Consider the following 25,241-nt stretch of genomic DNA (forward strand, 5'->3'; position numbering starts at 1 on the left):
ATGCGGCCAGGGTCGGCGCGCATGGCTTGATGGTGATTCCGCGCGTGCTGTCCCGTGGCGCCTCGGCCACCGCGCAAAAGGCCCACTTCGCGGCGATCCTCAAGGCGGCGCCCAACCTGCCGGCGGTGATCTACAACAGCCCGTACTACGGCTTCGCCACCCGCGCCGAGCTGTTCTTCGAACTGCGCCGCGAACACCCGAACCTGATCGGCTTCAAGGAATTCGGCGGCGCCGCCGACCTGCGCTATGCGGCGGAAAACATTACCTCCCAGGACGACGACGTGACCCTGATGGTGGGTGTCGATACCCAGGTGGTGCACGGCTTTGTCAATTGCAACGCCACCGGCGCCATCACCGGCATCGGCAACGCGCTGCCCCGTGAAGTGCTGCAACTGGTGGCGCTGAGCAAGCAAGCCGCCACGGGCGATGCCAAGGCCCGGCGCCAGGCCCGCGAGCTGGAAGCCGCGCTGGCGGTGCTGTCCTCGTTCGACGAAGGCTGCGACCTGGTGCTGTATTACAAGCACTTGATGGTGCTCAACGGTGACCAGGGCTATGCCCTGCACTTCAACGAAACCGATGTGCTCAGCGCCGCTCAACGCCGCTATGCCGAGCAGCAGTACGCGCTGTTCCGCCAGTGGTACGCCAACTGGTCGGCCGAGCAGAACGTCGCTTGATTTTCTGTAGGCGCGGGCTTGCTGTGGCGAGTCATCTGCTGGTCAACAGCCGAAGAGAGGCATAAGCGATGGCCAATCCCCACTCAGCCGACATCGTCGTGGTCGGCGCCGGCATCATCGGCGTTGCCTGCGCCTTGCAACTGGCGCGACAAGGACGGCAGGTGCTGGTGATCGACGCGCAGGCGCCGGGCATGGGCGCCTCCTATGGCAATGCCGGGCACCTGGCCACCGAGCAGGTCTTTCCCATCGCCGACTTGTCGATCCTCAAGCGCCTGCCGGCCATGCTGCTCGACCCCATGAGCCCGCTGCGCCTGGACTGGACCTACCTGCCCCGCGCCCTGCCCTGGTTCATGCGCCTGCTGCTGAACCTGCGGCCGATACGCTATCAGCGCACTGTCGCCGGCCTCCTCGCGTTGAATGAAGCCAGCCTCGCCGCGTGGCAGCGCTTGTTGGGCTCTATCGGGCACCCGCAGTTGCTGCGCGAAGACGGTTCGCTGCTGGTGTTTGAGCGCGCCGAATCCCGTGCGGCGCTGGATGCCTTGCAGCAACGGATGCAGCAGCAAGGCGTGCCGGTGGCGTTCTGGTCGGCGCAGGCGGTGCGCACGGCGGCGCCGCAGTTGAGCGAGGCGATACAGGGCGGTTTGTTTTTTCCGCGCACCGGGCATTTTCTCGACCCGTACGCAGTGGTCGGCGAGTTGGTGAACGCGGCCAGGGCCTTGGGTGTGACCTTTCTGCAACAGCGCGTCGTGGATGGCCGCGTGGAAAATGACGGTGTGTCATTGATGACGGAGCACAGCGTGGTCACCGCGCGCCAGGTCCTGATCGCCTGCGGCGCCCACTCGGCCCGTCTCACCGCCACCCTCACCGGCAAGCGCGTGCCGCTGGACACCGAGCGCGGCTATCACCTGATGCTGCCCCACGAACACCAGCGCCTGCCCTTCGCCGTCACCTCACTGGAGCGCAAATTCATCATGACCCCCATGGCCGACGGCCTGCGCCTGGCCGGCACCGTGGAATTCGCCGGCCTGGAACGTCCGGCCAATATGCAGCGAGCGTGGCAGTTGCACCGCTTGAGCAACGGCCTGTTCCGCCAGCCGCTGAACGCAGCCGACGCCACGCCATGGATGGGCTTTCGGCCCTCCCTGCCCGACTCGCTGCCGATCATCGACCGGGTGTGCGACGGCAAGGTGCTGCTTGCGTTCGGTCATCAGCACCTGGGATTGACCCAGGCGGCGGTGACGGCGGAAAAAATCGCTCAGTTGGCAAGCGGTGAAGCAGTGCCTGGGGTGCAGGCGTATCGAATGGCGCGGTTTTGATAAAGCCACCTGTTCGCGCCTATTTGACCAGCCGCTTTTCTTTAGAGGGGCGATAGCCGAAATACGAGCTGTAGCACTTGCTGAAGTGACTCGGTGACACAAAACCGCAGGCCACCAGCACGTCCACCTGCGACAGCTCGGTGTGCTGCAACAGGCGCCGCGCTTCGGTCACGCGCAACTCCATGTAGTAGCGCTGCGGCGTGGTGCCCAGTTGTTCCTTGAACAGGCGCTCCAACTGGCGGCGCGAGCGGCCGGCGTAGACGGCGAGCTGGTCGAGCTCAAGCGGTTCTTCCAGGTTGGCGTCCATCAGCTTGAGCACTTCGCGCAGCGGTGCGCTGACGCAGACGTTTTCGGTCGGTTTGATGCGTCGGTAGCGCGACTCCTCGAAGGCGAGGATGTCTTCGATGCCTTCGACCAACGCCTTGCCGTGCAGGCTCTTGATCCAGTCCAGGGCCATATGGAAGGCGCCCGAGGGGCTGGAAGCGGTGAGGCGGTCGCGGTCGATCACATAGGGCTCGCTGGTGACCTGCGCGGCCTTGCACACCTCCGCCAGCGCCGGACGATGCTCCGGGTGGATGGCGCAACGATAGCCCTGCAACAACCCGGCGCGGCCGAGAAACCATGAGCCGTTCCACAGGCCGGCAAGCCCGACACCCTGTTCGGCGGCGGCGCGCAGGATATGGATGAAGTCTTCACTGGCCTTGAGTTCGGTGCGAAATCCACCACAGATCACCAGCAGGTCCAAATCCTGCAATACCGAAGGTTCCAGACGTGCATCGGGACGGATGACCAGGCCCAGGTCACTGATAATCTCGCGCTCGTCCCACCCGAACGTGCGCGTCGCGAACAGCTCGGGGCGCAGCAGGTTGGCGGTGACCAGCGTGTCGAGGGTCTGGGTGAAGGCAGGCAGCGAGAAGTGTTCGAGCAGCAGGAAGCCGATACGGGTGACCGCCGCCGTCTGCTGGGGATTGTCATTGAGGTAGCGCAGGTTCTTACCCTTCATGCCACCGCTGAACTGGCGTCTTTCCATCGAGGGTTGGCCCACTCTTATTGTTGATGCAGTGGGCGCTATCTTAGGGGCAAACGCGGTGGCTGTCTCACTCCCGGCGGCTGATCAGCAAAAACCTGTGGCGCCTGAAACCTGCGATCCAGGCGCCGGCGCGCCATCTGATACGGTTTTTTCCGCGCCATCTGCCTCTGTATCGAAAACCGCCCGAAGCGGACAATGGCGCCCCCGACATTCCTGTCGTCCCCCTTCCCTTTGGAGGCCTTATGACCAAGATGGCTATTTTCCTGTTCGGTTTTCTGGTGTTGACCATCGGCATCGGCATGCTGGCGACCATTTCGCCGGTCTAGTGGGGCTGTCACCCGACAAAAAGCATCGGATACAACGACAGCACCAGCAACCCCGCCATGGTCCAGTTGAATGCCCGCAACCAACTCGGCTCGCGCAAGACACTGCGCAAGCCGCTGCCGCAGCCGACCCACACGCACACACTCGGCAGGTTGACCACGGCAAACACCAGCGCAATCACCAGCACATTGGTCACGTAACCCTCGGCCGGCGTGTAGGTCGTGATCGCGCCCAGTGCCATGATCCACGCCTTGGGGTTGACCCACTGGAACGCCGCCGCGCCGAGAAAGGTCATCGGCTTGCCCTGTTCGTCATCGCTGTCCGCCATGCCGCCGGCGTTGGCGATCTTCCACGCCAGGTACAGCAGATAGGCGGCGCCGACATAACGAAGCAACGTGTACGCCCAGGGGAACAGCTTGAACACTTCGCCCAGGCCCAGCCCCACGCAAATCACCAGCACCATGAACCCGATACTGATACCCAGCGCATGGGGCATCGAACGGCGAAAGCCGAAATTCACGCCGGAGGCCAGCAACATGGTGTTGTTGGGCCCGGGGGTGATCGAAGACACGAAAGCGAACAGCATAAAGGCTGACAGAAGACTGGTGGACATGAACATGGCGCGGCATCCAAGCGGGGGGTGATGTCCTGCGACAGTAGAGGGTTGCGCAGTTTATCGCCCCATACAGCTGGCGTTGGATCGAGGAATACACTTTGATGACATGGGTTTCACGAAGCTTTCACAGACGCAGGCCTAAGGTTATCCCAGCTCCTACATGAACACCTTTTAGCCCGCTCCCCCATCGCGGGCTTTTCTTTGCCTGTGATTTTTCCCGGATAAACAGGGTGAACGCTGTGATAGATGATCTCGGCGGTCCCAGAACCGCACAACAAGCACTATTCTACGACCTTGAAGATGCCGGCGCCGTGATCGGCTGGTCGGTGGTTGAACTGAAGGCCCTGGCGGCCAGCGGCAAGGCGGGCGATCAAGCGGCGCTGCTGACCAAAGTGTGCGCGCTGCTGGCCGTCCAGCAGAAACGTCTTGAAGCCTACGCACATGAAGTCAAAGAGCAGCGAATCAATCGGTCTGAAGCGGCTGGCTGAGACCAGCCGCATCGCTGCATCGGGCTGATCAGCGGTGTTGCGTTGAATGCTGACCGCCATCAGCATGTTGTTTTTTTACACGCTTTCGCGCCCTGAGTTCGTATTGGTGGTGGACAAACCAGATCACCAGAAGCAGAGCCGTCACGCCGAAAACTAGGGTTAAAAGCTCTAGCGCAGTACCTTCGTGTGCAAACATTTTTCGTTCCTCATCCTGAAGCCGTGTGACCGGAAAACAGTCACACCGAAATTGTTTGTAACAATACAAACAATTTCAGGGTAGTCGGCTGAGGCGTCCGTGACAACCGTTTAAAGGCTGGAACCCTTGATCCAGACACGTCATTCGTCGAAAACCACGGACTCGGGGTTTGAAAAAACGATGGCCCGGGCGTTCTGCACCGCAAAAAAACCCGGCGCCAGGCCGGGTTCATCAGCTTGAATCAATCACTAGTTATCCGGATGCTCACTCGCCACTGAATCGGCCGCATCCACATCCGACATATCCTCCTCCAGCGGCGCGTCATCGTCCGGCGGCAGTGGAATATTGTCCTCATCACGCTTGGGGTCGTGACCGGTTTCGTTATCGGTATTGCGGGTCACATCCTGTTGAGACAGGTTCCCCGGGGCATTCTCGTTGATATGCATGCTGGTTCTCCGTTCCTACGCTCGGGATATCCGCGCTTGATATTCAGAGACGGCATGGCAGGCAGAGTGCCGGGTGGCAGACGAATGGTGATCCCATGTGGGAGGGGGCTTGCCCCGATGTCGGCGTGTCAGTCTGATCGTTCCCACGCTCTGCGTGGGAATGCCGCCTGGGACGCTCCGCGTCCCGCCGACAGGTGACGCAGAGCGTCACGGGATGCATTCCCACGCAGAGCGTGGGAACGATCATCAAGGAACCATAAATCGCAAACAATAAAAAACCCCGTAGACGCTAATCTACGGGGTTTTCAAGAGTGGAGGCCGAGGTCGGAATCGAACCGGCGTAGGCGGATTTGCAATCCGCTGCATAACCATTTTGCTACTCGGCCTCAAACGATCAATGCCTGTGTTGCCGACATTCACCGCATACAAACTTGAGTGGGCTCTGTGAAGCGCGCCTCTACTCTCTAACTTATACAACACACCTAACTCATTGAATACATTAAAGTTTTTAATGCTTCATTGCGTTCGATGGGCGCCATTATGTACTTATTTGCTTTTGCCCGCAACCCCTTGATTTCAAAAATATTTCGCATTGGCATCAAGGGGTTGCGTGGCCGCCCTACTCCTGGATGCGTTGCGCCTGGTACTGCGGGTCGGCCTTGATCTGGGCTTCGGTGAAAGGCAGTGGGCGCAGCTGTTTCTCGGAGAAGGCCTGGGTCTGGTCCACGGCGTATTTCGAGTCAGGATTACTGGATTCGGAGAACGCCAGTACGCCTACCGCCTGGGGCCCTTTGTCGTCGAAGCTGACGATTTGCAGATAGCTGGTGCCGCTGACGACTTCGCGTTTGCCGTCGGCACGGGGTACGGTTTGCATGGCGTTGTAGATGCCCAGTTCCTGCGGGCCGCCATGCATGGGGGTTTGCCCGGAGACCTGGAGGTCGCCCCAGCGCTTTACGCCGAGTTTGTCGACGGCGGCACTGGAAGCGAGCATGGCTTCGCGCAGGGCCGTGGCCACGGGTGCGCGGTCGATGGCGAGGCCACTCGGGGTGGTCAGCGGGTGGGCCGGGTCGAAAGCGACGCGCCAGGCATCGGGAATCTGCTGCAGGTGTTCCACCAGGTTGATGAAGTGCACCAGGCCCAGGCCGCTGTCGAGGTTGGCGCGCTGGTCCCAGGTTTTCAGGCTGGTGCACAGTGACTCAAGCGCGGCGGCATCGTTGCCCAGGTGCTTGGCGCAGAACGCCAACAGGTCGGGCATGACTTGCCCCGCCAGGTACACCTCGTTGTCCATGACCATGCTTTGCAGGGCGCTGACGGTAATCGGTTGTTTCTCCAGGGATTGCAGGCGTTGCAGGGCAAAACGTGCACGGGGCCCCAGGCCGATGTTGTCCTGGCTGATCACCGGGGAGAAGCCGGTGAGCGGCGCCTTGGGGTTGGCCATCCAGGCCGAATCGTTGGAGTGCTGCACGTAGTCGCTGCGTTGCAGCTGCGGCAATTGGGCAGCCGGGAAGATGCCCGCTTGCGCGGCGCGAGGGTCGATGTCCCAGGCGCAGGCGCTGCGGCTGCCGTCGAGCATGATCATTTGCAGGCCGGCCCGCGGGTCGCTGCATTGCGCAAGCTTGGCGGCGCTGACGTTGGGCACCACCGACAGGTTCATGTACAGGCTCTGGCCCTGGTCATCGGCGGCCAGGGTATTGACCCACGGGATGCCTTGCAGGGTATGCACCGAGGTTTGCAGCGCCTGGAGGCTGTCGGCGCGGTTCATCGCGTACCACTGTTGCAGCACCCGGTCGTTGCCGAGGTTTGCGTCGCGCAGGCTGTATGCATAGTGGTTGTCCCAGTCCAGCTTGCCGGGCCATTGCACCACGGGGCCGAACTGCGAACTGTAGACCGTATGGGTGACATCCTTGAGGCTGCCATCAGCCTGTTTGGCCTGCACGGTCAGCGTGGCTTTATCCAGGGGCAAGGACTTGCCATCGAGCAGGTAGCGGGTGGAATCCTTGGGGTCGAGGGTCAGGCGATACAGGGTGAAATGCTTGGAAGTGTCCACCGTGTGCGTCCACGCCACGTGCTGGTTGAAGCCGATATTCACCACCGGCAGGCCGGGCAGCGCCGCGCCCATTACATCCAGCTGGCCGGGAATGGTCAGGTGCATCTGGTAAAAACGCATGCCGCCCACCCACGGGAAATGCGGGTTGGCCAGCAACATGCCACGCCCATTGAAGGAGCGATCCCGGCCGACGGCCACAGCGTTGCTGCCCCGGTCAAGGGTGAAACGCTGTTGATGGGCAGCGGCCAGTTCGAATGCCTTGGCGTCGGGCTGCGCGGCGGCCGTGGCCTGGGGAGGTGTCGCGCCAACCAAGGCTTCGGCGAACTGCCCGACGCCCCCTTCCACCAGCAGCCGGCGGGTCAGCTTGACCAGGTCTTCCTTGACCAGCGGACGCACCCACGCCGCCTGACACTGCGCCGGTGCGCCCTGCTCTTTCAGATAACGATTGAAGCCTGCGACATAGCCTTCGATACGCTGGCGGATCTGCGGCGTTTGCGCGCTCCAGAATGCCTCGACCGCGCTCGGCGTGTTCAACCAGGTAAAGAACACGTCGCTGGCGAGGTTGTTGCGCTCTTCCAGTGTGGCCTGCTCGGGGCCGAAGAATCGGGCACGCTGGCCATTCACCGTAACGATTTCATTGGCCAGCAGGCACAGATTGTCCTGGGCATACGCGTAGCCGATGCCGAAACCCAGGCCACGTTCGTCGTTGGCACGGATATGCGGCACGCCATAGGTGGTACGCCGAATCTCCGCCGACGCCTGCACCACCTGCTCGCGCGCCGATGCCGCCAGGCTCAACCCCAGCAACATCCCTGCCATGCCTATCCTGGACAACCCATTGGAAATAATCACGCCGACTCCACAGTCAATTGAACACCCTCGATAGGGACAACTACCCCACCGTTAGGACGCAACCCGCCGGCAATAATTTAGCCGCGCGGCAGGTTTATTCCCTGCGTGCACACTGTGACAAACCTGATACCGACAAATTTTCTACAGCTTGCACTTCATGATTTTGCTCGTTCGTTCGTCTTATTGAATAAGAGCACCATCATTTTCCTGATAAGGCTCTGATAAGGAGTTTTGCATGTACAACCCACAAGTGCCCACGGATGGACATTCATCAACCGACGAGGCCGGTTTCGGCAACGGCTCGCAAGGGTTTGACAAAACGCCCGAACAGCAGGGCAACCAGCGCATACGCCATTTGCTCAAGTGTTTCGGTCTGCGCACCAGCCTGATTCGGCTGAAGGTCATCGATGCCTTGATCACCGCTGCCGGCAACCAGCGCACCCTTGGCGTGCGCGGTGTGCACAGCCATTTGCTGGAACTGGGCATCCCGTTGTCGTTTCTCAGCGTGCGCGAGGTGCTCAAGCGCCTGTGCAGCGAGGGCGTGATCACCCTCAATGCCGACAAGAGCTACAGCCTCCACGAAGAGGCTGCCAAAGTGCTCAATGGGCGCGTCTGAATCACGCGCTCATCAGAAGTGAGGCTTGACCTTGCGCCGCATGATGCCGTTGATCACCACAACGACAACGGCAATCGCAATGGCCAGGTACTGGAAGGTTTTCTCGCTGATCACGCCGATGTTCTGCAGGTAAGACAGGCCGAACATCGAGGCCAGCACGGCCAGGGCAATCAGAATCGAATATTTCAAGCGTTGCTTTTGGGTCATGACGAGTTCCTGAACCTGAAGAATGTATGCACGTTGTGTCGCTGCGCATGCCGGGAAGCTACCCGGTGGCGGGGACGGACTGAGGCCGGCCGAGGCTCATGTTACAGGCGATGAAAAATTTTGGCTCGTCCTACGCCTGCCGGCGTTTGACCCCATTGCCCGTACACCTGCGGATACACGATATTCGCCCCTCCTGTACGGAACGTACCTACGCGACAGCCCCAACCATACGAAGCCCAACAAGGAAGAATCATTCGCCAAACAACATAGGGAAACTTGGGCCAACGTCACTTGGATTACACAATTGATTTCAGGCCTCGCCAACCTCCGTATACGCCGGGACACCTCCTCCCTGGAAACCACCCCGCCACCTCTGCCGCAGCTTGCGCCACAGCAGGTGCCAGCATTGACGCTTCCTTCCGTGCAAGGGATCGCACCCGTCAGCGCGATTCGCTCGGACCTGCTCAGTGGCCTGCAAATAACCGATCAACGCCTGTTGCTCAACCAATACCAGTCACTCAATCAGGATATCCAGGCGCTGTTGCGATGCCAGCCAACGCTCAATAACGTTATCGAGCAACAGCTCGCCCGCAGCTTCGGGGCCACCCCTCCTGTGGACGCTTCATCACTGTATGTGCATCGCTATCACACCGACGAGCAGGGACAGCGCACGCTGGTCTCGGCGCGAAGCATCACCGAAGCCTTGTTCGATGCGCTGCGAAATCTCAACAACTCGGTTGAACCGCTGTCACCGACACTCCCGGGCGCTGCAGAAGTCGGCTTTTACAGCACGGTTGAACCCAGCGAAAGTCACCGGCAGCTAAGCGCCGGCAGCTCGCTGCTGGCCATCGCCCAGGCCATCGAGAACGACCTGCCTGCGAGCTTTACACGGTTCTGGACGCAGCCGCGCCCGGGCGCGGTCAACCCCGAGTCACCCCAGGACCAATTGCTGAATACCCATCGAGAGATGTTGTCGACACTGGCCGCCTTGAGAGTCGAAGACGGCACACTGAGCCCGGCCGCCAAGACCCTGATCGACAAAGCCTTTGAGTACCCGACGCTGGCGGATCGAGAAAGCGCCATGCGCGATGGCGAGCGGCCGGGGGTTTATCCGCTGAGGGTCAATCTGCCAATGCCCGCCGGAACACTGTTGGTCGGCGCATTCATGATCACCCGCCGCGACGGGTCATCAGCGGCACGTCCTTACGACAAACCGGAAACGGACAGGACCTTGACGCCCGCCGAACAACGAGGCCTGACGGTGCTGTACACCCCGCGCGACGGGTATGAAACGTTCGACAGCCCGGGTGAAGCGTTTGATACGCTCGGCCAGCGTCTGCGCTCCGATCCGGAGGCGGCAGAGCAGTTGAAACAGACACTGCCATTGACGCTCCAGCGCAGCCTCGACGGCGATTGGAGCAAGAACCTGAGCAGACAGCTCACGCCAGTCACAACCGACGTCATCGCCACCGGCGTGCCGCAATTGCTGCAGCTTCATCAGCACAATCTGACTAACCAGTTGCAAGCGCTGTATGAACCCGAAAACAGCGTGCAACTCGATGATCCATGGCGCGCGCCGCCAGTGATGGCCGGCCTGCAGCAGGCCGCCGACCTGAGCCTGCATTTCGACGGGACCAATGCGCTATGGGCGCGTACTCAATCGCTGCAGGATCGCTTGAGCAAAGTGGACGGTCGCCAGGCACTGGATCGGCAATTGGCGAATCGAGGAAACTGGCAGTACCTGGCGCAGCAACTGAACCAGGCCTATCACTGCCTGTCCGAGCAGGCGCCCGCGCGACAGGTCTCCGCCGCGCTGAAAAACGCGCCGATGAACATAGCGCCAGAATCGTCCCAGTATCAGGCCTACATCCTCGCGCCCGGAAAACCAGCCACCGTGGAAGCCTTCATCATCGAGAATGGCTTGCCACTGCCCAGGACCAGAAGCGAGTTGCAGTCCCTGGCAGAGGCGGCAGCGTTAAAGGCACGTCAACATCCGTTCGGCAATTTCGGCGGAGGTTTGTCCTGGCCGATCCCACTGGATATCAGTCAGCAACAAACGCTGCGAACGGCTGCAATCGCGCATGCCAACGCCGGCACGCAATCATCGCAGGCAGGGGCGCAACGCAACGTACTGGCCTATCTGAACAGCAGCCGGCCCCTTTCCCCCGATGCCCTGGAGGATCCGGTCAAGGCGCTGGAAAGCCTGGTCAGCTCCCCTGAGGGCCGGGCGCTGGGCCTGGCCATGCAAACCAGACTGAACGGCATCGCTACCGACTCCAGCATCAATGACTACACACTGGCCGCGCTGCATCTGACGCTGGATCCGGAATCCATTACGTCGCCCCAACGCAACCGGGTAGCCGGGTTCGATCTGGCCCAAGAAAGCCATTGGGGACAACCTCTGTCGAGGGTCACCGAAGGCCTGCGTCAGTGCTTGATCGACCAGGGACGGGCATCACCCGCACTGGCAAAGACAGCCGTTCATCTGCTGTTGATGCGCACCCACCCGCAATACCTGGTCAGGGATATCCCCGATGAAGTTCGCCAGGGCACCCAGGCCTGGCGGGACCTTTGCCTGGCAGTCGACGCCATTGGCAGTAGCGCGGCCAACATGACCTACGCCCAGGTGATGATAAAGGCCTGCGCACTGCCGCCCGCTCCGGCCTCCATACAAACAGCGGCGTTGGTGGACTGGGGCGTCAGCAACAATATTCTTGAAGCAAAAGGCGACGCACTGTACAGCCAGGATGAGCTTGATCGGGTGCAGGCAGCCTTCAACAACCAGCGGGAAAAACTCAAGGAAGGCAGTGCCTTGATGGACACGGTCATGCCGGATCGTGCAGCGATGGCAATGGGTCTGCTCATCGGCGAGTTCGGAAAGGACGTTGACTTCGATGAGAAAATATTTTCAAGACTCTCCAGCACCGTAACGCCAAAGCCAAGCAAACCGTACTCCATGCGCGAAATCGTGATGGAGCAGATCGTCATGGACGACCGCTGGAGTATCGCAAAAGGCACCCACAGCGTTGACCTCGCTGCCTTCGTCGCCTTCACCCATCGACCACAATTCAATATCAAAAAGGCCTTCGACGCGGCGTTTTCCGAAGCGGTCGCCAACTTTAAAAAAATCAAACACTTGAGCGTGATCAACGCTCTCAACAATCTGCCGCCTGAAGACAAGAAGAATCTCAGCTTCGGAAAAATCACCTATTACCTGGAGAAAAGTTACAAGACCAGCCCAGTGCCTTTCATGGGGCCGACTCTATTCCACACCAGCCCCAGGATCCTGGTCACCGCAGAAAATGGCGCAAAGACCTCCAACTATGCGTTCGATACGGAAAAAGGCGTTATCCATAACCTTGGCAGCCGGAAAATACCCCGCGCGCCGGAGCACTTCTCGAACGAAATAACCAAAGAGGAAGAGTTTTTCCCTGATATCAATCGAGAAAAGACCGTTGAAGGGATGAAGACGTTCGTCCACTACCTGGGGGGCGGCGCGCTGCTGAAGGGGGTCGACCTGGACAGCGTCAAGCGCGACCCACTCGATGGCGAGCGATCCGGCACCGCATCGGCACCGTACATGTTCATCAATCCCCGTACCCACGAACTCGCCGAGTCGATCGTCAAGGCACTGTACCTGGACAACCCAGCCATCCGTAAAGCCGCTGAGGGCGTCACGTCCTCTGAGCGCGCCAACGATCGATTGGTCACCTTGCGTGATGGGTTTCTCGATCTGATTCCCCTGCGCTCGGCCATTGTGAACTTCAATAAGGGCGAATACAGCGACGCCATCGACGACCTCGCCTTTGATGGCTTCGGCTTTCTCACTGCCGGGATGGGGGCTGCCGCAAAAGCGGCGAAAGTGCTGAAGACGACGGCATCGGTCGCGACCAAGGCGCTCAAGGTCACGAAGATCATGGTTGTGCCCATGGTCAAGGAGTTCAATCCGTTCAATGGCGCGGACGAAATACTGATCGGAGCCGGTAAAGTTGCCTTCGAGGCCGCCGGCGCGGTGAAAAGCGGGCTGCGCAGCCTCAAGGGGACGGTGGCGCTCGACGAACTGAACACCGCCAGCAGACGCTTTGACGCAGCCGCGACGGGCAGCTTGGACGTGCGTAATCGCGCCGTGAACGTCAATGCGATACAGCACGATGGCCAGTGGTACGCATTTGATGCGAGCACCCAACGCCCCTACGGTGCGCCGTTGGTGGCCTTCGATCCGGTCCATACACTGATGCCGCCATCACCCGATTTCAGCGCCGCAAGGGCACGTCTCAACGCGCACAAGTCAGAACGGGTTCATCCCTACAGGAAGCCGGACCCGGCGACGCTTCCAGCAAGCAAAGTGCCTGGCCCGGCGGTACAGATTACGCGTAAAACCGATCATCTACCGCCGCCGCACATAAAGTATCTCGACTTCATCAAAGGCGCGCCCACCGAAGCGCATTTCTCGCCGACCCGCAGAGGCCCTACCCGGGAGCGCTACGAACTGGAGATGAACAAAAGCCTGGCGGGGCCTCAACTGCCACGCCCTGGACTGCCCGACGTAAAAGCCATTGAACCGATCGCCGACCTGGTCGAAAAGTCCCTGGACATGGCGGATATCGTGGCCTTCGGCGAGAACCATCTCAGTCTGGCTTCATTTCGTGTGCTCATCGAACTGATCCCCGTATTTAAACGAAAAAACGTCAAGGTTATCGGGATGGAGGGCATGGTGTATGACAACAAAATGCGGCTCAAGGACGATGGGATGGGCGTCACGGGCTACAAACAACGCCCTTACGAGCCTGATTTGAATTTGCGCACACTGATCGACACGTTCAAGGCCAACGGCATTGAAGTGGTGCCTCTGGATCACTTCTATCTGACCCGCCATCGACATGAGCGTGATGCCTATAAGGCCCAGAGCAGCGCCGATCGGAATCTACAACGGCTCAAGGAAATGAACTTCTACGCCGCCCATGAGCTGCTGAGGCACACGCACAAGGGCAAGGTGATTGCCCTGGTGGGTCGTCAGCACATCAACACCACCCAGGGTGTACGTGGCCTGGCCGAAGCCACCGGCGGCATTGGCATTGGTATCTATGAGAGAGCCGGCATGAGGGGAAGCTACGGCACGAAAGCCACAGACGTGCGACCGGGCCCGAACGGCGAGCTGAAAACCCACAATGACATGACGGGAGACCTGCAAATTTTCACGCCCGAGTGACCCGGCAAACCGTCGAGCCGTTTCCTGCACAGCATGCCGGCAACGGCTCGAACCTCAGTCAGCGTGTACCCAGCGCTGATGCAGCCACCGCGCCAACGCATCCAGTGCGAACCCCAGCAGCCCGATCAGCAGCACCATCGCCATCAACTCCGAATATGCCAGCCGATCACGGGTATCGAGGATGTAATAGCCCAGCCCCGCACTGACCCCCAGCATTTCGCACGGCACCAGCACAATCCACAGAATGCCGATGGCCAGGCGCACGCCCGTCAGCACATGCCCTACCACGCCGGGAATGACCACCCGCCGCAACGTCTCCCAACGCGTGGCGCTCAGGCTCTTGCTCAACTGCAGCCAGCGCGGGTCGAGATGACGCACGCCGGCCGCGGTGTTGAGCATGATCGGCCACACCGCAGCGAACGCCAGCAGGAAGTAAATCGGCTGGTCGCCCACCCCCATCAGCATCACCACGATGGGCATCCAGGACAGCGGCGAGATCATGCGCAAAAACTGGAACGCCGGGGTGGTCGCCGCCTCCAGGTTGCGCGAACTGCCCACCAGCAGCCCCAGCGGCACGCCCACCAGCAAGGCCAGAAACAAGCCGATAAAAATGCGTTTAAGGCTCACGGCAATATGCAGGTACAACTCGCCGCGCCCCAACAGTTCCCACAGGCTGCTGAACGTGGCCGCCAGGGAAAAGCGCGAAGACAATCCATCGGCATCGCCAAATACCTTGACGCCCAGCCACCAGAGCACCAGCAAACCCGCCAAGCCACCCAAGCCGAGCAACCAGCCCGGCCACGCTACGGTTTTGCCGCTGCTCACACGCCAATCTCCTCGTTGCGCGCATAACCCTCGGGCAAGCCGAAGGTCTTCATGCCGCCGACGGCTTCGATGGCGTTGCGCACGAAACGGTCATCCACCAGGTCCCTGGCGACGAAGGCCGGGTCCAGCTCAGCGAGGAATTTCTTGTCGCCCTCGATCAGGGTGTCTTTCAGGCGGCGTACCAGTTCCTCGGTGTAGCTGGGGAATGGGTAAGGCTGGAAGTCGATGCGGTGCTCGTCCCAGTTGGCGTGCTGGATCGCACCGTCAGCCAGGTACCCGGCGCGATCGGCGGCGGCAGGCGCCAGCACTTTGCTCAACACCGGTTCGGCATGCGGCGTGTAGCGGTTCGGGCCGTCCTTGGACAACAGCTTCACCGCTTCTTCGCGGTTGTCGCGGGTCCAGACCTGGGCCTTGACGATGGCGTTCACCACTTTCTGCGACCACTCCGGGCGCTGGGTCAGGTCATGCTCGTGCATGAACACCACGCAGCAGGCATGGTTGCGCCAGACGTCGCCGGTGAAACGCTGCACGCGACCGACCTTGAGGTTCTCCGCCAGGGCGTTGAACGGCTCGGCGACGATATAACCGTCGATGCGCTTGCTGGCCAATGCCGGCGGCATGTCCGAAGGCGGCAGCACGATCAGGTTGACTTCATTGGCGCCGATCGCGCCGCCCGCCGCACGTGACACCGGGGTCAGCCCGTTGTCGCGGAACAACTGCTGCACCACCACGTTATGAATCGAATACCAGAACGGAATCGCCACCGACTTGCCGCCCAGTTGCTTCACGTCAGTGATGCCCGGCGCCACGGTCAGGCCCGAACCGCCCACATGGTTCCACGCCACCACCTTGGCCGGCACCTTGCTGCCATAGCGCGCCCATACGGTCATGGGCGACAACAGGTGAATCACGTTGACCTGGCCCGAGATAAACGCTTCGATCACCTGGGCCCAACTGCGCAGCAGCACCGGACGTTCGGCCTGGATACCCTCGGCTTCGAACAGCCCGTTATTGTGCGCGACCAACAGCGGCGTGGCGTCGGTGATCGGCAGATAACCGATGCGTACCGGCGCATCCGGCTCACTGGCGGCACGCGCCTGCAGGCTGCTCAGCAACGGCAAGGCGCCGGCGGCGCTGAGCACCGCAGACAGTTTGAGAAAGTCGCGGCGCGAGTGGGTCAGGTCATCCAGACACATGGTTAGGCTCCAGCAATTCGAGGGGGTTGGGTTGAGGACGGCTCGCCTGCCGTAAGGTTTTAAGAATGTCGATGCGCAGCGCGCCGATAGCTTCGACCTGTTCCTCACGCGGTTGCGGCAGATCGATTCGCCATTCGCCCAGGGTGCGTGCCGGGCGGTTACCCAGCAGCAGGATACGGTCGGACAACAGCAAGGCCTCATCGATGTCGTGGGTGATCAACACCGCCGCCGAGCCCTGTTCGCGATTGACCTTGAGCAACAGGTGCTGCATGTCCGCGCGGGTCACTTCATCCAGTGCGCCGAAGGGCTCGTCCAGCAGCAATACCTGCGGCTGGCGGGCCAGGCAGCGGGCCAATGCGGTGCGCTGGGCCATGCCGCCGGACAACTGCGCGGGGAACTGGTGACGGGCGTGCTCCAGGCCGACCGCGGCAATCGCGTGGTCGACACGCTGGCGGCGTTCGTCGCTGCTCAAATGCGGTTGGCGGGCGAAATCCAGGCCGAAGGCGACATTCTTTTCCAGGTTCAGCCAGGGCAGCAGGCTGGGGTCCTGAAACGCCACGGCCACCCGTGGGTGCGGGCCGTTCAAAGGCTCACCCAGCACGCGTACGCTACCGCCCTGGGGTGCCTGCAAACCGGCCAGCACCCGCAACAGGCTGGACTTGCCCACCCCGCTCGGGCCGAGGATCGACACCACTTCACCGGGCTGCAGCTGCAGGTCGAAGCCTTGCAATACCGGGCCGCCGGCATACCCCAGGCACACATCCCGGGCCGTCATCACCGTCGCGCTCATAGGTTGGCCTGGCGTTGCAGTTCGGTGCGCAGTTGCACCAGGCTCGGCGTGACGATCGGCACAAACGCCGATTCGCGCCAGCGCCGGGCAAAGCCGCTGCCATGGGCGGTGAGGTAAGCCTTGCCGCCGCTGGCCTGCAACTCCAGTTGCACGGCGCTGGCGGCGGTTTCCGCCAGGGCAATGCGCAGCTTGAACAACGGCACCGGTTCGGCGGCAAACCGCCCGGCCAGCAAACCGTTCTTGAGTTCAGTGACCAGGTGATCGAGGGTCAACCGCAGCGCTTCGAGCTCTTCACGTAACACCGTGCGCGAAGCGCCCAAGTGATGCGCCACCTCCGCCAGGGAACGCCGCGCCAGACCTATCGAAAGGCCGCATTGCAAGCCCAGGAACGCCGGTCGCACGGCGGGCAGGAACTGACGCGCGTCTTCGTGCAGCAGCCAGTCGCGGCTCAGTTTCACGCCTTCAAGTCCCAGGGCGGCGGTATTGCTGGACTGCAACCCGAGCAACTCCAGGTCGCGGGAGCGCTGCAAGCCGGCCACTGAATCCGGGATCGCCAGGATAAACGGCGCGCCGCCACCGGCGTGTTCGATGGCCGCAGCGGCGACGAAGCCGTTCTTGCGCAGGTTGGTCACCCAATGCAGACGGCCGTTGAGGGTCCAGCCATGTTCAGTGGGCTCGGCGCTGATCTGCAGCGTCTCGATGCCGGACAGAAACTTCATCGCATTCGAAAGCCCCGTGGCACCGGCCAGCTTGCCGCTGAGCAGGTCCGGCAGCAGTTGCTCGCGCAGCCGTGCATTGGGGCTTTGCAGCAGGTATTCGATAAAGGAGCGCTGGCCCCAGCAGACGAACGCCGCCGCCAGGGAATGGCTGGCAATATTGGCGATGGCTTCCACCGCCCCCGCCACGTCGCCGCCCAGGCCGCCGAGGGCTTTGGGCACGCCGACTCGCAACACATTGGCCTCGGCCAGCCGCGGCAGCACTTCCTGTGGATCGCAACTGCCCACGTCCAGGGCCTGCGCTTGAACATCGAGCCAACGGCTCAAGATCGGGTCAAGCATGGGTCTTTCTCCTTGATGACAACAGGTGGATCAGCACCGATTCAACTGGCCGGTTTTTCCCAGCGGTATTGCGCCAGCTCCGGGTTCAACGGCGTACGCGCGAACACGTTGGCAAAATTGCACAATGTCGCCAGGCTGACCCCCAGAATCACTTCCAGCGCCTGCCCGTCGGTATAGCCGGCGGCGCGGAACGCGTCATAGCCGGCATCGCTGACATCGCCGCGGGTGGCAATCACTTCACGGGTGAACGCGGCGAGTGTCTCATAGCGGGGCTCGGGCAATTCACCGCGCTGGCGCAGCGCCTCGATGACGTCTTCGGGCAGCTTGGCTTTGTTACGTGCCACGGCGGTGTGCCCGGCCACGCAAAAATCGCAGCCGTGGCTGGTGGCGGCGATCAATTGCACCACTTCACGCTCCGCCAGGCTCAGGGTCGACTTGGCATTCAGGCCGGACACGGTGATATAGGTTTCCAGTGCCGCCGGCGCATTGGCCAGCACGGCCAGCAGGTTTGGAATGAACCCCGAGCCTTTGAGCGCATTTTCCAGGAAAGGCTTGGCGGCCTCCGGCGCGGTTTCAGGGGTAAGCAGCGGTACACGGGACATGGAGTGGTCTCCTGATGAGTGAATGACCCCAGTCTGTTGGTTATAAAAAAAGCCCTCAATAGGCTAAAGTAGCGATTACTTGCTCCAGAGTCTTTTCGTTAGATGAATTCGTCCAGTGCACTTGTCGATTGGTTATTAGACAGCCTCGAGCTCAACACCAGCCTGTTTCACGTCGGTCGCTATTGCGGCGACTGGCACGCGAGCACCCATGGCCTGGCCCGGGCGAGTTTTCATCTGATCGTGCAAGGCGAGTGCTGGCTGCATATCGACGGCCAGCCGACGCAACACCTGAACAATGGCGATGCCGTGTTCCTGCTGCGCGACCTCCAATATCGGCTGTCCGGCGCGGACACCGCCACCGGCGCGCAAGAATGCCCGCGCCTTCCGATGCTGCCCCTCGATAGCAATGCCACCGATGGCGTGGGCCTGGTCTGCGGCTTCTTTCATTTCCAGTCCGGGCTGTCGGCGATGATTGTCGACAGCCTGCCCGCCTGGATCATCCTGCGCGCCGGCGACCCGTCGTTGACCGCTGCGCGCAATCTGTTCGCACTGATCCTGCAGGAATGCGAACGCCTGCCGGCGCCCTCCCAGGCCTTGCTCGAACGCCTGTGCCATCTGCTGTTTCTGTATGTGCTGCGTCAACACTTGCTCGATAACACTGAATTGGGCGGCCTGGCGGCACTCGGTCGGCAACCGGCATTTGCCCGTTTGCTGGAACAGTTGATCGCACGTCCGGCAGAGAACTGGACGCTGGAAAGCATGGCCGCCTGCACCGGGCTGTCACGCTCGGCGTTTTTCAAACGTTTCAATGAGCTGTGCGGACAGTCGCCGGGCCAGGTGCTGTTGATGATGCGCATGCGCCACGCGTGCCAGTTGTTCAAGACGGACCAGACCGTGGCGGATGTCTCGCTGGCGGTGGGTTATCAGTCGGTGGCGGCGTTTACCCGGGCGTTTCATAAAGTCATCGGGCAACAACCGGGGGCCTACCGCCGGGCGCAGAGTTAACGCCGCAACCCATTGCCCGGTTGCGCGCGCAGCGCCAGCAGCTGCACGCCAAGGTGCGCCTCCAGTTGCTTGATCAGGATCGTCACCGAAGCGCGCGGCAGTTGCAGGCTGTCCGCCGCCCTGGCGAAACCGCCCAACTCCACGATCCGGGTGAATACGCGCTTCACCATGCGCACTCGTCAACGGTCATGGCGATGCTGGAGATCTGACCTGGCGGCGGCGCCCGACGGCGCCGGCACTTTCTTGCACGCACGTACCTAAAGCTGTTGCGATGCAAGCCGATAGCCCTACGAAGCTCTAATAAAGCCGCGTCGACAATAACGCTTCGTAAGGACGGCCCCATGCCCCCACTGCGCTCCATCCAAGCCCGCTATACCCTGTTTCTGGTGTTGTTCGTTCTGGTGTTATTGGTGTTGACCGTCGTGGGTATCGGCCAGTTGGTCGCGCCCAAGCTGCAATACACCGAAGAACAGGTGGTGCTCAATCGCGTCGCCGAAGTGGCCGAACAGATCCAGGGCGAACTGAACAAGGTTCAGGCCCAGCAACGCACCATCACCCAAACGATCCCTTTGCTTGACAGCGATGCCATCGACAAGGTCCTGCCGGGCCTGGTTGACCAGTACGGCGAGCTGAAAGTGTTCGGCGGCGGTATCTGGCCGCTGCCCAACCAGCGCACCCCCGGCCGTAACAAACACAGCACGTTCTGGCACCGTGACGCCTCGGGCAAGCTGGCGGTCAACACCTTCTGGAACAGTGACCCCGCACCCAACTATTACGACCAGAGCTGGTACAAGGGCGGCCTCGCCTCGCCCCGTGGCCAATGCGCCTGGGCCGCGGCCTACAAGGACGACGCCAGCCAGGAGCCACGCACCAACTGCGCCATGGCGATCCAGCGTGACGGTGCCGCCTATGGCGTGGCGACCATCGACGTGACCCTGGGTTTCTTCAATGACCTGGTGGCCAGCAAGGAAAAAGACATCGGCGGGCAGATGCTGATCGTCGAAGGCGACGGCAAGATCATCAGCAACAGCTCGCGTATCAGCGGCCCGATCGTGCTGAAGAATATCAGCGAGCTGACCGGCACGTCGGCGTTCGCCGCCCAGGTCAGCACCGCCCTCGCCCATCGCGACCAGGCCCTGCAACGCGCCGAGTTCGACAACCAGGGCGTGGCCAGCACCTTCTACATGCGCCCGATCGAGGGGACGCCGTGGTTCCTGGCGACCGCCCTGCCCACTTCGTTGATCACCGCCCAGCGCAATGATGTGCTCGGCACCCTGGCCCTGTTGCAAGTACCGATGGTGATCCTGCTGGTACTGCTGGCGGCGTATGCGATTCGCCAACTGGTCCAGCGCATGAAAGCGCTCAAGGGCAATATCGACGCACTGTCGGCCGGTGATGCCGACCTCACGCGGCGCATCACCATCCGCGCCGAAGATGAACTCGGCGCCATCGGTCACTCGGTGAACCACTTTATCGTCTATCTGCAAAACATGATCGGCGAAGTGACCCAGGCCACTGGCGCCATGGCCTCGGGCCTTGAGCAGTTGCAGCACACCTCGGCGCACACCAACCAGATCCTGTTGCGCCACGCCTCGGAGACGGACCAGACGGTGACCGCCATCACCGAGATGAGCTCAACCGCCGACACCGTCGCGCAAAATGCCGCAGAAACGGCGGCCTTCACCCAGCGCGCCAACGAGCACGCCGACCGGTCACGGGTGGTGGTGGGCGAAGCGTCCACCAGCGTCAGCGCCCTGATCGGTGAAGTGGCCAGCGCGACCCACACCGTCGAGAACATGCGCCAGGATGCCGCGCGCATCACCGAAACCCTCGGCGTGATCGGTGCCATCGCCGGCCAGACCAACCTGCTGGCGCTCAACGCCGCGATCGAAGCGGCGCGGGCCGGCGAACAAGGGCGCGGGTTTGCGGTGGTGGCCGATGAGGTGCGCGCCCTGGCCGCACGCACCCAGGCCAGTACCTCGCAGATCAACGAGATGCTGGCGCGCTTGACCACCGGCGTCAGCTCGTCGGTGGCCGCCATGGAAAACACCCAGGCCAGTTGCCAGTCGGCAGCGGATGCCACGGCGCGGGTGAACACCGGGCTCGACGAGATGGCCGGCTCAGTCAGCCATATCAACAACCTCAGCACCCAGATCGCCACGGCCGCCGAGCAACAGAGCGCAGTGACCGAAGAGATCAACCGCAGCATGGTGCAGATCCGACAGATGGTTGAAGAGCTGGTACAAAGCGGTCACGCCACCGAAACCAATACCCAAAGCCTGCTGGAGGCCAATGGCCGGGTGATTGCCTTGATGGGACGCTTCAAAGTGCGCTGATCCAGGCCGTAATACTCCCGTGCAGAGCGCGGGAGTCGGACTATTCTGACAACTTCTGGTTTAACACTCGCCACACAGGAGGTGTGTCATGCCCACGACTGAGCAGCCGGTGCGCTTGGAGCGAATCAGCCAGGAACGGTTTATCCGGGCCCCGCTCGAGACGGTCTACGACTATGTGACCCAGCCCGACCGCTGGCACGAATGGCACCCCTCCTCCCTCAGCGCCGACACCGGCACCCGCGGCTCACTGCCGGTCGGCACGCGGTTTACCGAAATCATCGACCTGCTGGGCATCCGCGTCCCCATGAGTTACCGCGTGCAAGTCGCCCGGCGCCCCAACGAGTTCAAGACCGTGTTCACCTCGCTGGCGGTCGACGGCTGCCTTCATTATGTCCTGCACGCGCAACCGGGCGGCACGCTGTTCAAGCGCGTCTTGACCTATGAGACCGAACTGCAACTGGCGACCTTGCATGAACGCATGATCGAACGCTCGGGCGTTGCGCTGGACCGTCTCAAGCAGCGCCTGGAAACCTTCAGCGGTTGACCGTTCTCTCGCTTAACTGACCCGTTTCAGGGAAAATGCCCGACCCAATGCTTTTTGTAGGAGCGAGCTTGCTCGCGAAAAACTCACAGGCGCCGCGTTCAATCAGGAAGCACGCGTTATCGTTGACGTTTTTCGCGAGCAAGCTCGCTCCTACAGAGGGCGATATGCGCTTAACTGAACAGCCTTCCGGTCCAATGCCGCGCCTTTTTCCGAGACCCACCATGAAATCCCCTGTGCAACGAGCCCCTGCGCCATGTTGACGGCGTACCTGGGGCTGTTCGTGGCCGCCTTTGGCGCGGCGACGTTGCTGCCCTTGCAGTCGGAAGCCGTGCTCGTCGGCCTGTTGCTCAGTGGGCATTACATTGTGTGGCTGCTGTTGGGCATCGCCACGCTGGGCAATGTACTGGGTTCGCTGGTCAATTGGCTGCTGGGGCGTTCGGCGGAGCGCTTCCAGGGGCGGCGCTGGTTTCCGCTCAGTGAACGGCAACTGGACAAGGCGCGCAGCCATTACGCGCGCTGGGGACATTGGACCCTGCTGCTCAGTTGGGTGCCGATCATTGGCGACCCGCTGACCCTGGTGGCCGGTGTCATGCGCGAACCGCTGTGGCGGTTCCTGCTGCTGGTGACCCTGGCCAAGGCGCTGCGCTACGCCGTGCTGGCTGCCATCACCCTGCACTGGTTGTTAATCCCCCGTTAATCTTGTCCAAACAGCATCCGAGACACCTTTCCCGGAGCTTATGACCATGCCTTTGATCCGTGACCTGTGCGTCGCCGGCCTGCTCACGGCCAGCGCCGCGCCGGTGTTTGCCGCCACCTACGGCCCTGAACTCGAGGGTTTCCAGTACCCCTACCCGGTTGAGCGCTTTAACTTCGAGTCCCAGGGTAAAAGCCTGCAAATGGGCTATATGGATGTTCCGGCCAACGGCAAAGCCAACGGGCGCAGCGTGGTGCTGATGCACGGCAAGAACTTCTGCGGCGCCACCTGGGAGGCATCGATCAAGGCCTTGAGCGACGCCGGTTACCGCGTGATCGCGCCCGACCAGATCGGCTTTTGCACCTCCAGCAAGCCCGAGCATTATCAATACAGCTTCCAGCAACTGGCGCTCAACACCCACCAGTTGCTGGAAAAGCTCGGGATCCAGAAGGCCACGCTGCTCGGTCACTCCACCGGCGGCATGCTGGCCACGCGCTATGCCTTGATGTACCCGGCACAGACCGAGCAGCTCGCCCTGGTCAACCCCATCGGCCTGGAAGACTGGAAGGCCCTGGGCGTACCCCACCAGAGCGTGGACCAGTGGTATCAACGCGAGCTGAAGCTGAGCGCCGACGGGGTGCGCAAATATGAGCGCGACACGTATTACGCCGGGCGCTGGAAGCCCGAATACGAGCGCTGGGTGGACATGCTCGCCGGCCTGAACCAGGGCCCGGGCCACACTCGGGTGGCCTGGAACTCGGCGTTGATTTACGACATGATCTTCACCCAGCCGGTGTACTACGAATTCAAGAACGTGCAAGTGCCCACCCTGCTGCTGATCGGCACCAGCGACACCACCGCCATCGGCAAGGACCTGGCGCCGCCGGCGGTCAAGGCGCGGATCGGCAATTATCAAGTGTTGGGCAAACAGGTGGCCAAGCTGATTCCCCATGCAACCCTGGTGGAGTTTCCCGGTCTGGGCCATGCGCCGCAGATGGAAGAACCGGCGCAGTTTCATACCGCGCTGTTGCAGGGTTTGAAGGCCCTTTAACCTTTTTTGGGATACGCGTGCATGTCGCTACAGATCGCCGTGATTGATGATTGGCAGCAAGTGGCCAGTAGCGTGGTGGATTGGTCGGTACTCACCCCCCTGGGCCAGGTGCACTTTCTCCACGACTACCCCGCCGATACCGCGACCATGGTCGAGCGCCTGCAAGGGTTCGACGTTATTTGCGTCATGCGCGAACGTTCGCGGTTCGACCAGGCCCTGCTGCAGGGCCTGCCCAGGCTCAAGTTGCTGGTCACCGGCGGCATGCGCAACGCCGCCATCGACCTGTCCGCCGCCAAGGCGTTGGGGGTCCAGGTGTGCGGTACCGACAGTTATAAGCAGGCTGCGCCGGAGCTGACCTGGGCACTGATCATGGCCTCGACGCGCAACCTGCTGGCCGAAGCCAACTCTTTGCGCGCAGGCGGGTGGCAGGTCGGCCTGGGCGGCGACCTGCATGGCAAGACCCTGGGCATCCTGGGACTGGGCAGCATCGGGCAGAAAGTCGCGCAATTCGCCCAGGTATTCGGCATGCGCGTGATTGCCTGGAGCGAAAACCTCACCCCGCAACGGGCCGCAGAGTCGGGGGTGACCTGGGTCAGCAAGCGCGAGCTGTTCGAACAGGCTGACATTCTCACCATCCACCTGGTCCTCAGCGAACGCAGCCGCGGCCTGGTCGACGCGCAGGCACTGGGCTGGATGAAGCCCGGCGCGCACCTGGTGAACACGGCGCGTGGACCGATTGTGGATGAACAGGCACTGGTGGACGCGCTGAGCAATGGGCGCCTGGCCGGCGCGGCGCTGGACGTATATAGCCAGGAGCCACTACCCCTCGAGCATCCCTTCCGCTCCCTGCCCAACGTGCTGGCCACGCCCCATGTCGGTTATGTCAGCGAGCAAAACTACCGGCAGTTCTACCAACAGATGCTCGAAGACATTCAGGCCTGGGCGAACGGCGCGCCCATTCGGGTGCTCGGCTGACGCACCAATAAAGTGCATGTATTGAATGACAATGCCCAAGTGCACAATGTTGGCATACGTTGTTGATTTGTGTGGGAGGGGGCTTGCCCCCGATGGCGGCCTCTGGGCCGACCAGGATGTTGGATCAGATCGAGTACATATCCG

At 61.7% G+C, this 25,241-nt stretch carries 22 protein-coding genes, 1 tRNA gene and 1 pseudogene; 11 read left to right on the forward strand and 13 right to left on the reverse strand.

Annotation, left to right across the window (positions count from 1 at the left end; all coding sequences use genetic code 11):
* Both BFP96_RS07595 and BFP96_RS07600 read left to right on the forward strand, forming a co-directional pair.
* Positions 1-674, forward strand: a 674-nt coding sequence (locus BFP96_RS07595; RefSeq protein ID WP_065935958.1) for a dihydrodipicolinate synthase family protein, incomplete at its 5' end; no start/stop codon positions are given.
* 68 nt (positions 675-742) lie between these two features.
* The gene (locus BFP96_RS07600) at positions 743-1,990 is read left to right on the forward strand and encodes an NAD(P)/FAD-dependent oxidoreductase (RefSeq protein ID WP_065935959.1); all 1,248 of its coding nucleotides are present in this window, start codon (positions 743-745) and stop codon (positions 1,988-1,990) included.
* 19 nt (positions 1,991-2,009) lie between these two features.
* On the opposite strand, the gene BFP96_RS07605 is transcribed toward BFP96_RS07600, so the two are convergent.
* Complete coding sequence (locus BFP96_RS07605; RefSeq protein WP_065885586.1) at positions 2,010-2,993, reverse strand: GlxA family transcriptional regulator; 984 nt, start codon at positions 2,991-2,993, stop codon at positions 2,010-2,012.
* 361 nt (positions 2,994-3,354) lie between these two features.
* The gene (locus tag BFP96_RS07610) at positions 3,355-3,963 is read right to left on the reverse strand and encodes a LysE family translocator (protein WP_065935960.1); all 609 of its coding nucleotides are present in this window, start codon (positions 3,961-3,963) and stop codon (positions 3,355-3,357) included.
* Between the two features lie 227 nt (positions 3,964-4,190).
* Between BFP96_RS07610 and BFP96_RS07615 the strand changes: the two genes are divergently transcribed.
* Positions 4,191-4,448 carry a hypothetical protein gene (locus BFP96_RS07615; protein WP_065893264.1) on the forward strand — a complete coding sequence of 86 codons (258 nt, stop codon included), beginning with the start codon at positions 4,191-4,193 and terminating at the stop codon, positions 4,446-4,448.
* 28 nt (positions 4,449-4,476) lie between these two features.
* On the opposite strand, the gene BFP96_RS30845 is transcribed toward BFP96_RS07615, so the two are convergent.
* The 4 genes from BFP96_RS30845 to BFP96_RS07630 all read right to left on the reverse strand — a co-directional run bounded on the left by BFP96_RS30845 (position 4,477) and on the right by BFP96_RS07630 (position 7,989).
* Positions 4,477-4,644: a hypothetical protein gene (locus BFP96_RS30845; RefSeq protein ID WP_163001627.1), complete on the reverse strand. Its 168-nt coding sequence runs from the start codon at positions 4,642-4,644 to the stop codon at positions 4,477-4,479.
* A gap of 248 nt (positions 4,645-4,892) precedes the next feature.
* The gene (locus BFP96_RS07620) at positions 4,893-5,090 is read right to left on the reverse strand and encodes a hypothetical protein (protein WP_065885580.1); all 198 of its coding nucleotides are present in this window, start codon (positions 5,088-5,090) and stop codon (positions 4,893-4,895) included.
* 312 nt (positions 5,091-5,402) lie between these two features.
* Positions 5,403-5,476: transfer RNA gene (locus BFP96_RS07625), tRNA-Cys, on the reverse strand.
* 233 nt (positions 5,477-5,709) lie between these two features.
* The gene (locus BFP96_RS07630; RefSeq protein ID WP_065935961.1) at positions 5,710-7,989 is read right to left on the reverse strand and encodes a bifunctional acylase PvdQ; all 2,280 of its coding nucleotides are present in this window, start codon (positions 7,987-7,989) and stop codon (positions 5,710-5,712) included.
* A 235-nt stretch (positions 7,990-8,224) separates the two neighbouring features.
* Between BFP96_RS07630 and BFP96_RS07635 the strand changes: the two genes are divergently transcribed.
* Positions 8,225-8,605, forward strand: a complete 381-nt coding sequence (locus BFP96_RS07635; RefSeq protein ID WP_065893262.1) for a fe2+ zn2+ uptake regulation protein — start codon at positions 8,225-8,227, stop codon at positions 8,603-8,605.
* A gap of 12 nt (positions 8,606-8,617) precedes the next feature.
* On the opposite strand, the gene BFP96_RS07640 is transcribed toward BFP96_RS07635, so the two are convergent.
* Positions 8,618-8,812, reverse strand: coding sequence for a hypothetical protein (locus BFP96_RS07640; RefSeq protein ID WP_005788056.1), 195 nt, complete (start codon positions 8,810-8,812; stop codon positions 8,618-8,620).
* A gap of 397 nt (positions 8,813-9,209) precedes the next feature.
* Here BFP96_RS07640 and BFP96_RS07645 point away from each other — a divergent pair, with 397 nt between their 5' ends.
* Positions 9,210-14,021 (forward strand): membrane-targeted effector domain-containing toxin, encoded by a 4,812-nt coding sequence (locus BFP96_RS07645; protein ID WP_256548869.1) that lies wholly within the window; start codon positions 9,210-9,212, stop codon positions 14,019-14,021.
* 54 nt (positions 14,022-14,075) lie between these two features.
* Here BFP96_RS07645 and BFP96_RS07650 read toward each other — a convergent pair whose 3' ends face one another.
* From BFP96_RS07650 to BFP96_RS07670, 5 genes are read right to left on the reverse strand one after another with little or no spacing between them, the layout of a single operon-like run.
* The gene (locus tag BFP96_RS07650; protein ID WP_065885573.1) at positions 14,076-14,846 is read right to left on the reverse strand and encodes an ABC transporter permease; all 771 of its coding nucleotides are present in this window, start codon (positions 14,844-14,846) and stop codon (positions 14,076-14,078) included.
* Positions 14,843-16,042 carry an ABC transporter substrate-binding protein gene (locus tag BFP96_RS07655; RefSeq protein ID WP_065893260.1) on the reverse strand — a complete coding sequence of 400 codons (1,200 nt, stop codon included), beginning with the start codon at positions 16,040-16,042 and terminating at the stop codon, positions 14,843-14,845. The genes BFP96_RS07650 and BFP96_RS07655 overlap by 4 nt, the downstream gene beginning before the upstream one ends.
* Complete coding sequence (locus BFP96_RS07660) at positions 16,029-16,832, reverse strand: ABC transporter ATP-binding protein (RefSeq protein ID WP_065896875.1); 804 nt, start codon at positions 16,830-16,832, stop codon at positions 16,029-16,031. Before BFP96_RS07660 ends, BFP96_RS07655 begins: the two co-directional genes overlap by 14 nt.
* Entirely contained in the window at positions 16,829-17,890 is a 1,062-nt protein-coding gene (locus tag BFP96_RS07665; RefSeq protein ID WP_065896874.1) for an acyl-CoA dehydrogenase family protein, read from the reverse strand. Before BFP96_RS07665 ends, BFP96_RS07660 begins: the two co-directional genes overlap by 4 nt.
* Positions 17,891-17,931: 41 nt before the next feature.
* A complete protein-coding gene (locus BFP96_RS07670) occupies positions 17,932-18,492 on the reverse strand; it encodes a carboxymuconolactone decarboxylase family protein (RefSeq protein WP_065893257.1) in 561 nt (186 codons plus the stop codon).
* Positions 18,493-18,594: 102 nt separating this feature from the next.
* Between BFP96_RS07670 and BFP96_RS07675 the strand changes: the two genes are divergently transcribed.
* Positions 18,595-19,497: an AraC family transcriptional regulator gene (locus BFP96_RS07675; RefSeq protein WP_065935963.1), complete on the forward strand. Its 903-nt coding sequence runs from the start codon at positions 18,595-18,597 to the stop codon at positions 19,495-19,497.
* A 35-nt stretch (positions 19,498-19,532) separates the two neighbouring features.
* Here the strand turns inward: BFP96_RS07675 and BFP96_RS28935 are convergent.
* A pseudogene (locus BFP96_RS28935) lies at positions 19,533-19,667 on the reverse strand (LysR family transcriptional regulator); the annotation flags it as partial.
* A gap of 171 nt (positions 19,668-19,838) precedes the next feature.
* Here BFP96_RS28935 and BFP96_RS07680 point away from each other — a divergent pair.
* The 5 genes from BFP96_RS07680 (at position 19,839) to BFP96_RS07700 (ending at position 25,097) form a co-directional block, all read left to right on the forward strand.
* On the forward strand, positions 19,839-21,833 hold the full coding sequence (locus BFP96_RS07680) for a methyl-accepting chemotaxis protein (RefSeq protein WP_065893255.1): 1,995 nt from the start codon (positions 19,839-19,841) through the stop codon (positions 21,831-21,833).
* Positions 21,834-21,921: 88 nt separating this feature from the next.
* A complete protein-coding gene (locus tag BFP96_RS07685; RefSeq protein ID WP_065896872.1) occupies positions 21,922-22,377 on the forward strand; it encodes an SRPBCC family protein in 456 nt (151 codons plus the stop codon).
* 253 nt (positions 22,378-22,630) lie between these two features.
* Entirely contained in the window at positions 22,631-23,074 is a 444-nt protein-coding gene (locus tag BFP96_RS07690; protein WP_065935964.1) for a YqaA family protein, read from the forward strand.
* 46 nt (positions 23,075-23,120) lie between these two features.
* Positions 23,121-24,122: an alpha/beta fold hydrolase gene (locus BFP96_RS07695; protein WP_065893251.1), complete on the forward strand. Its 1,002-nt coding sequence runs from the start codon at positions 23,121-23,123 to the stop codon at positions 24,120-24,122.
* A gap of 21 nt (positions 24,123-24,143) precedes the next feature.
* Positions 24,144-25,097, forward strand: coding sequence for a D-2-hydroxyacid dehydrogenase family protein (locus BFP96_RS07700; RefSeq protein ID WP_065935965.1), 954 nt, complete (start codon positions 24,144-24,146; stop codon positions 25,095-25,097).
* The last annotated feature ends 144 nt before the right edge of the window (positions 25,098-25,241 follow it).

The organism is Pseudomonas sp. 34 E 7, assembly GCF_900005715.1.
Lineage (GTDB): Bacteria > Pseudomonadota > Gammaproteobacteria > Pseudomonadales > Pseudomonadaceae > Aquipseudomonas > Aquipseudomonas orientalis_A.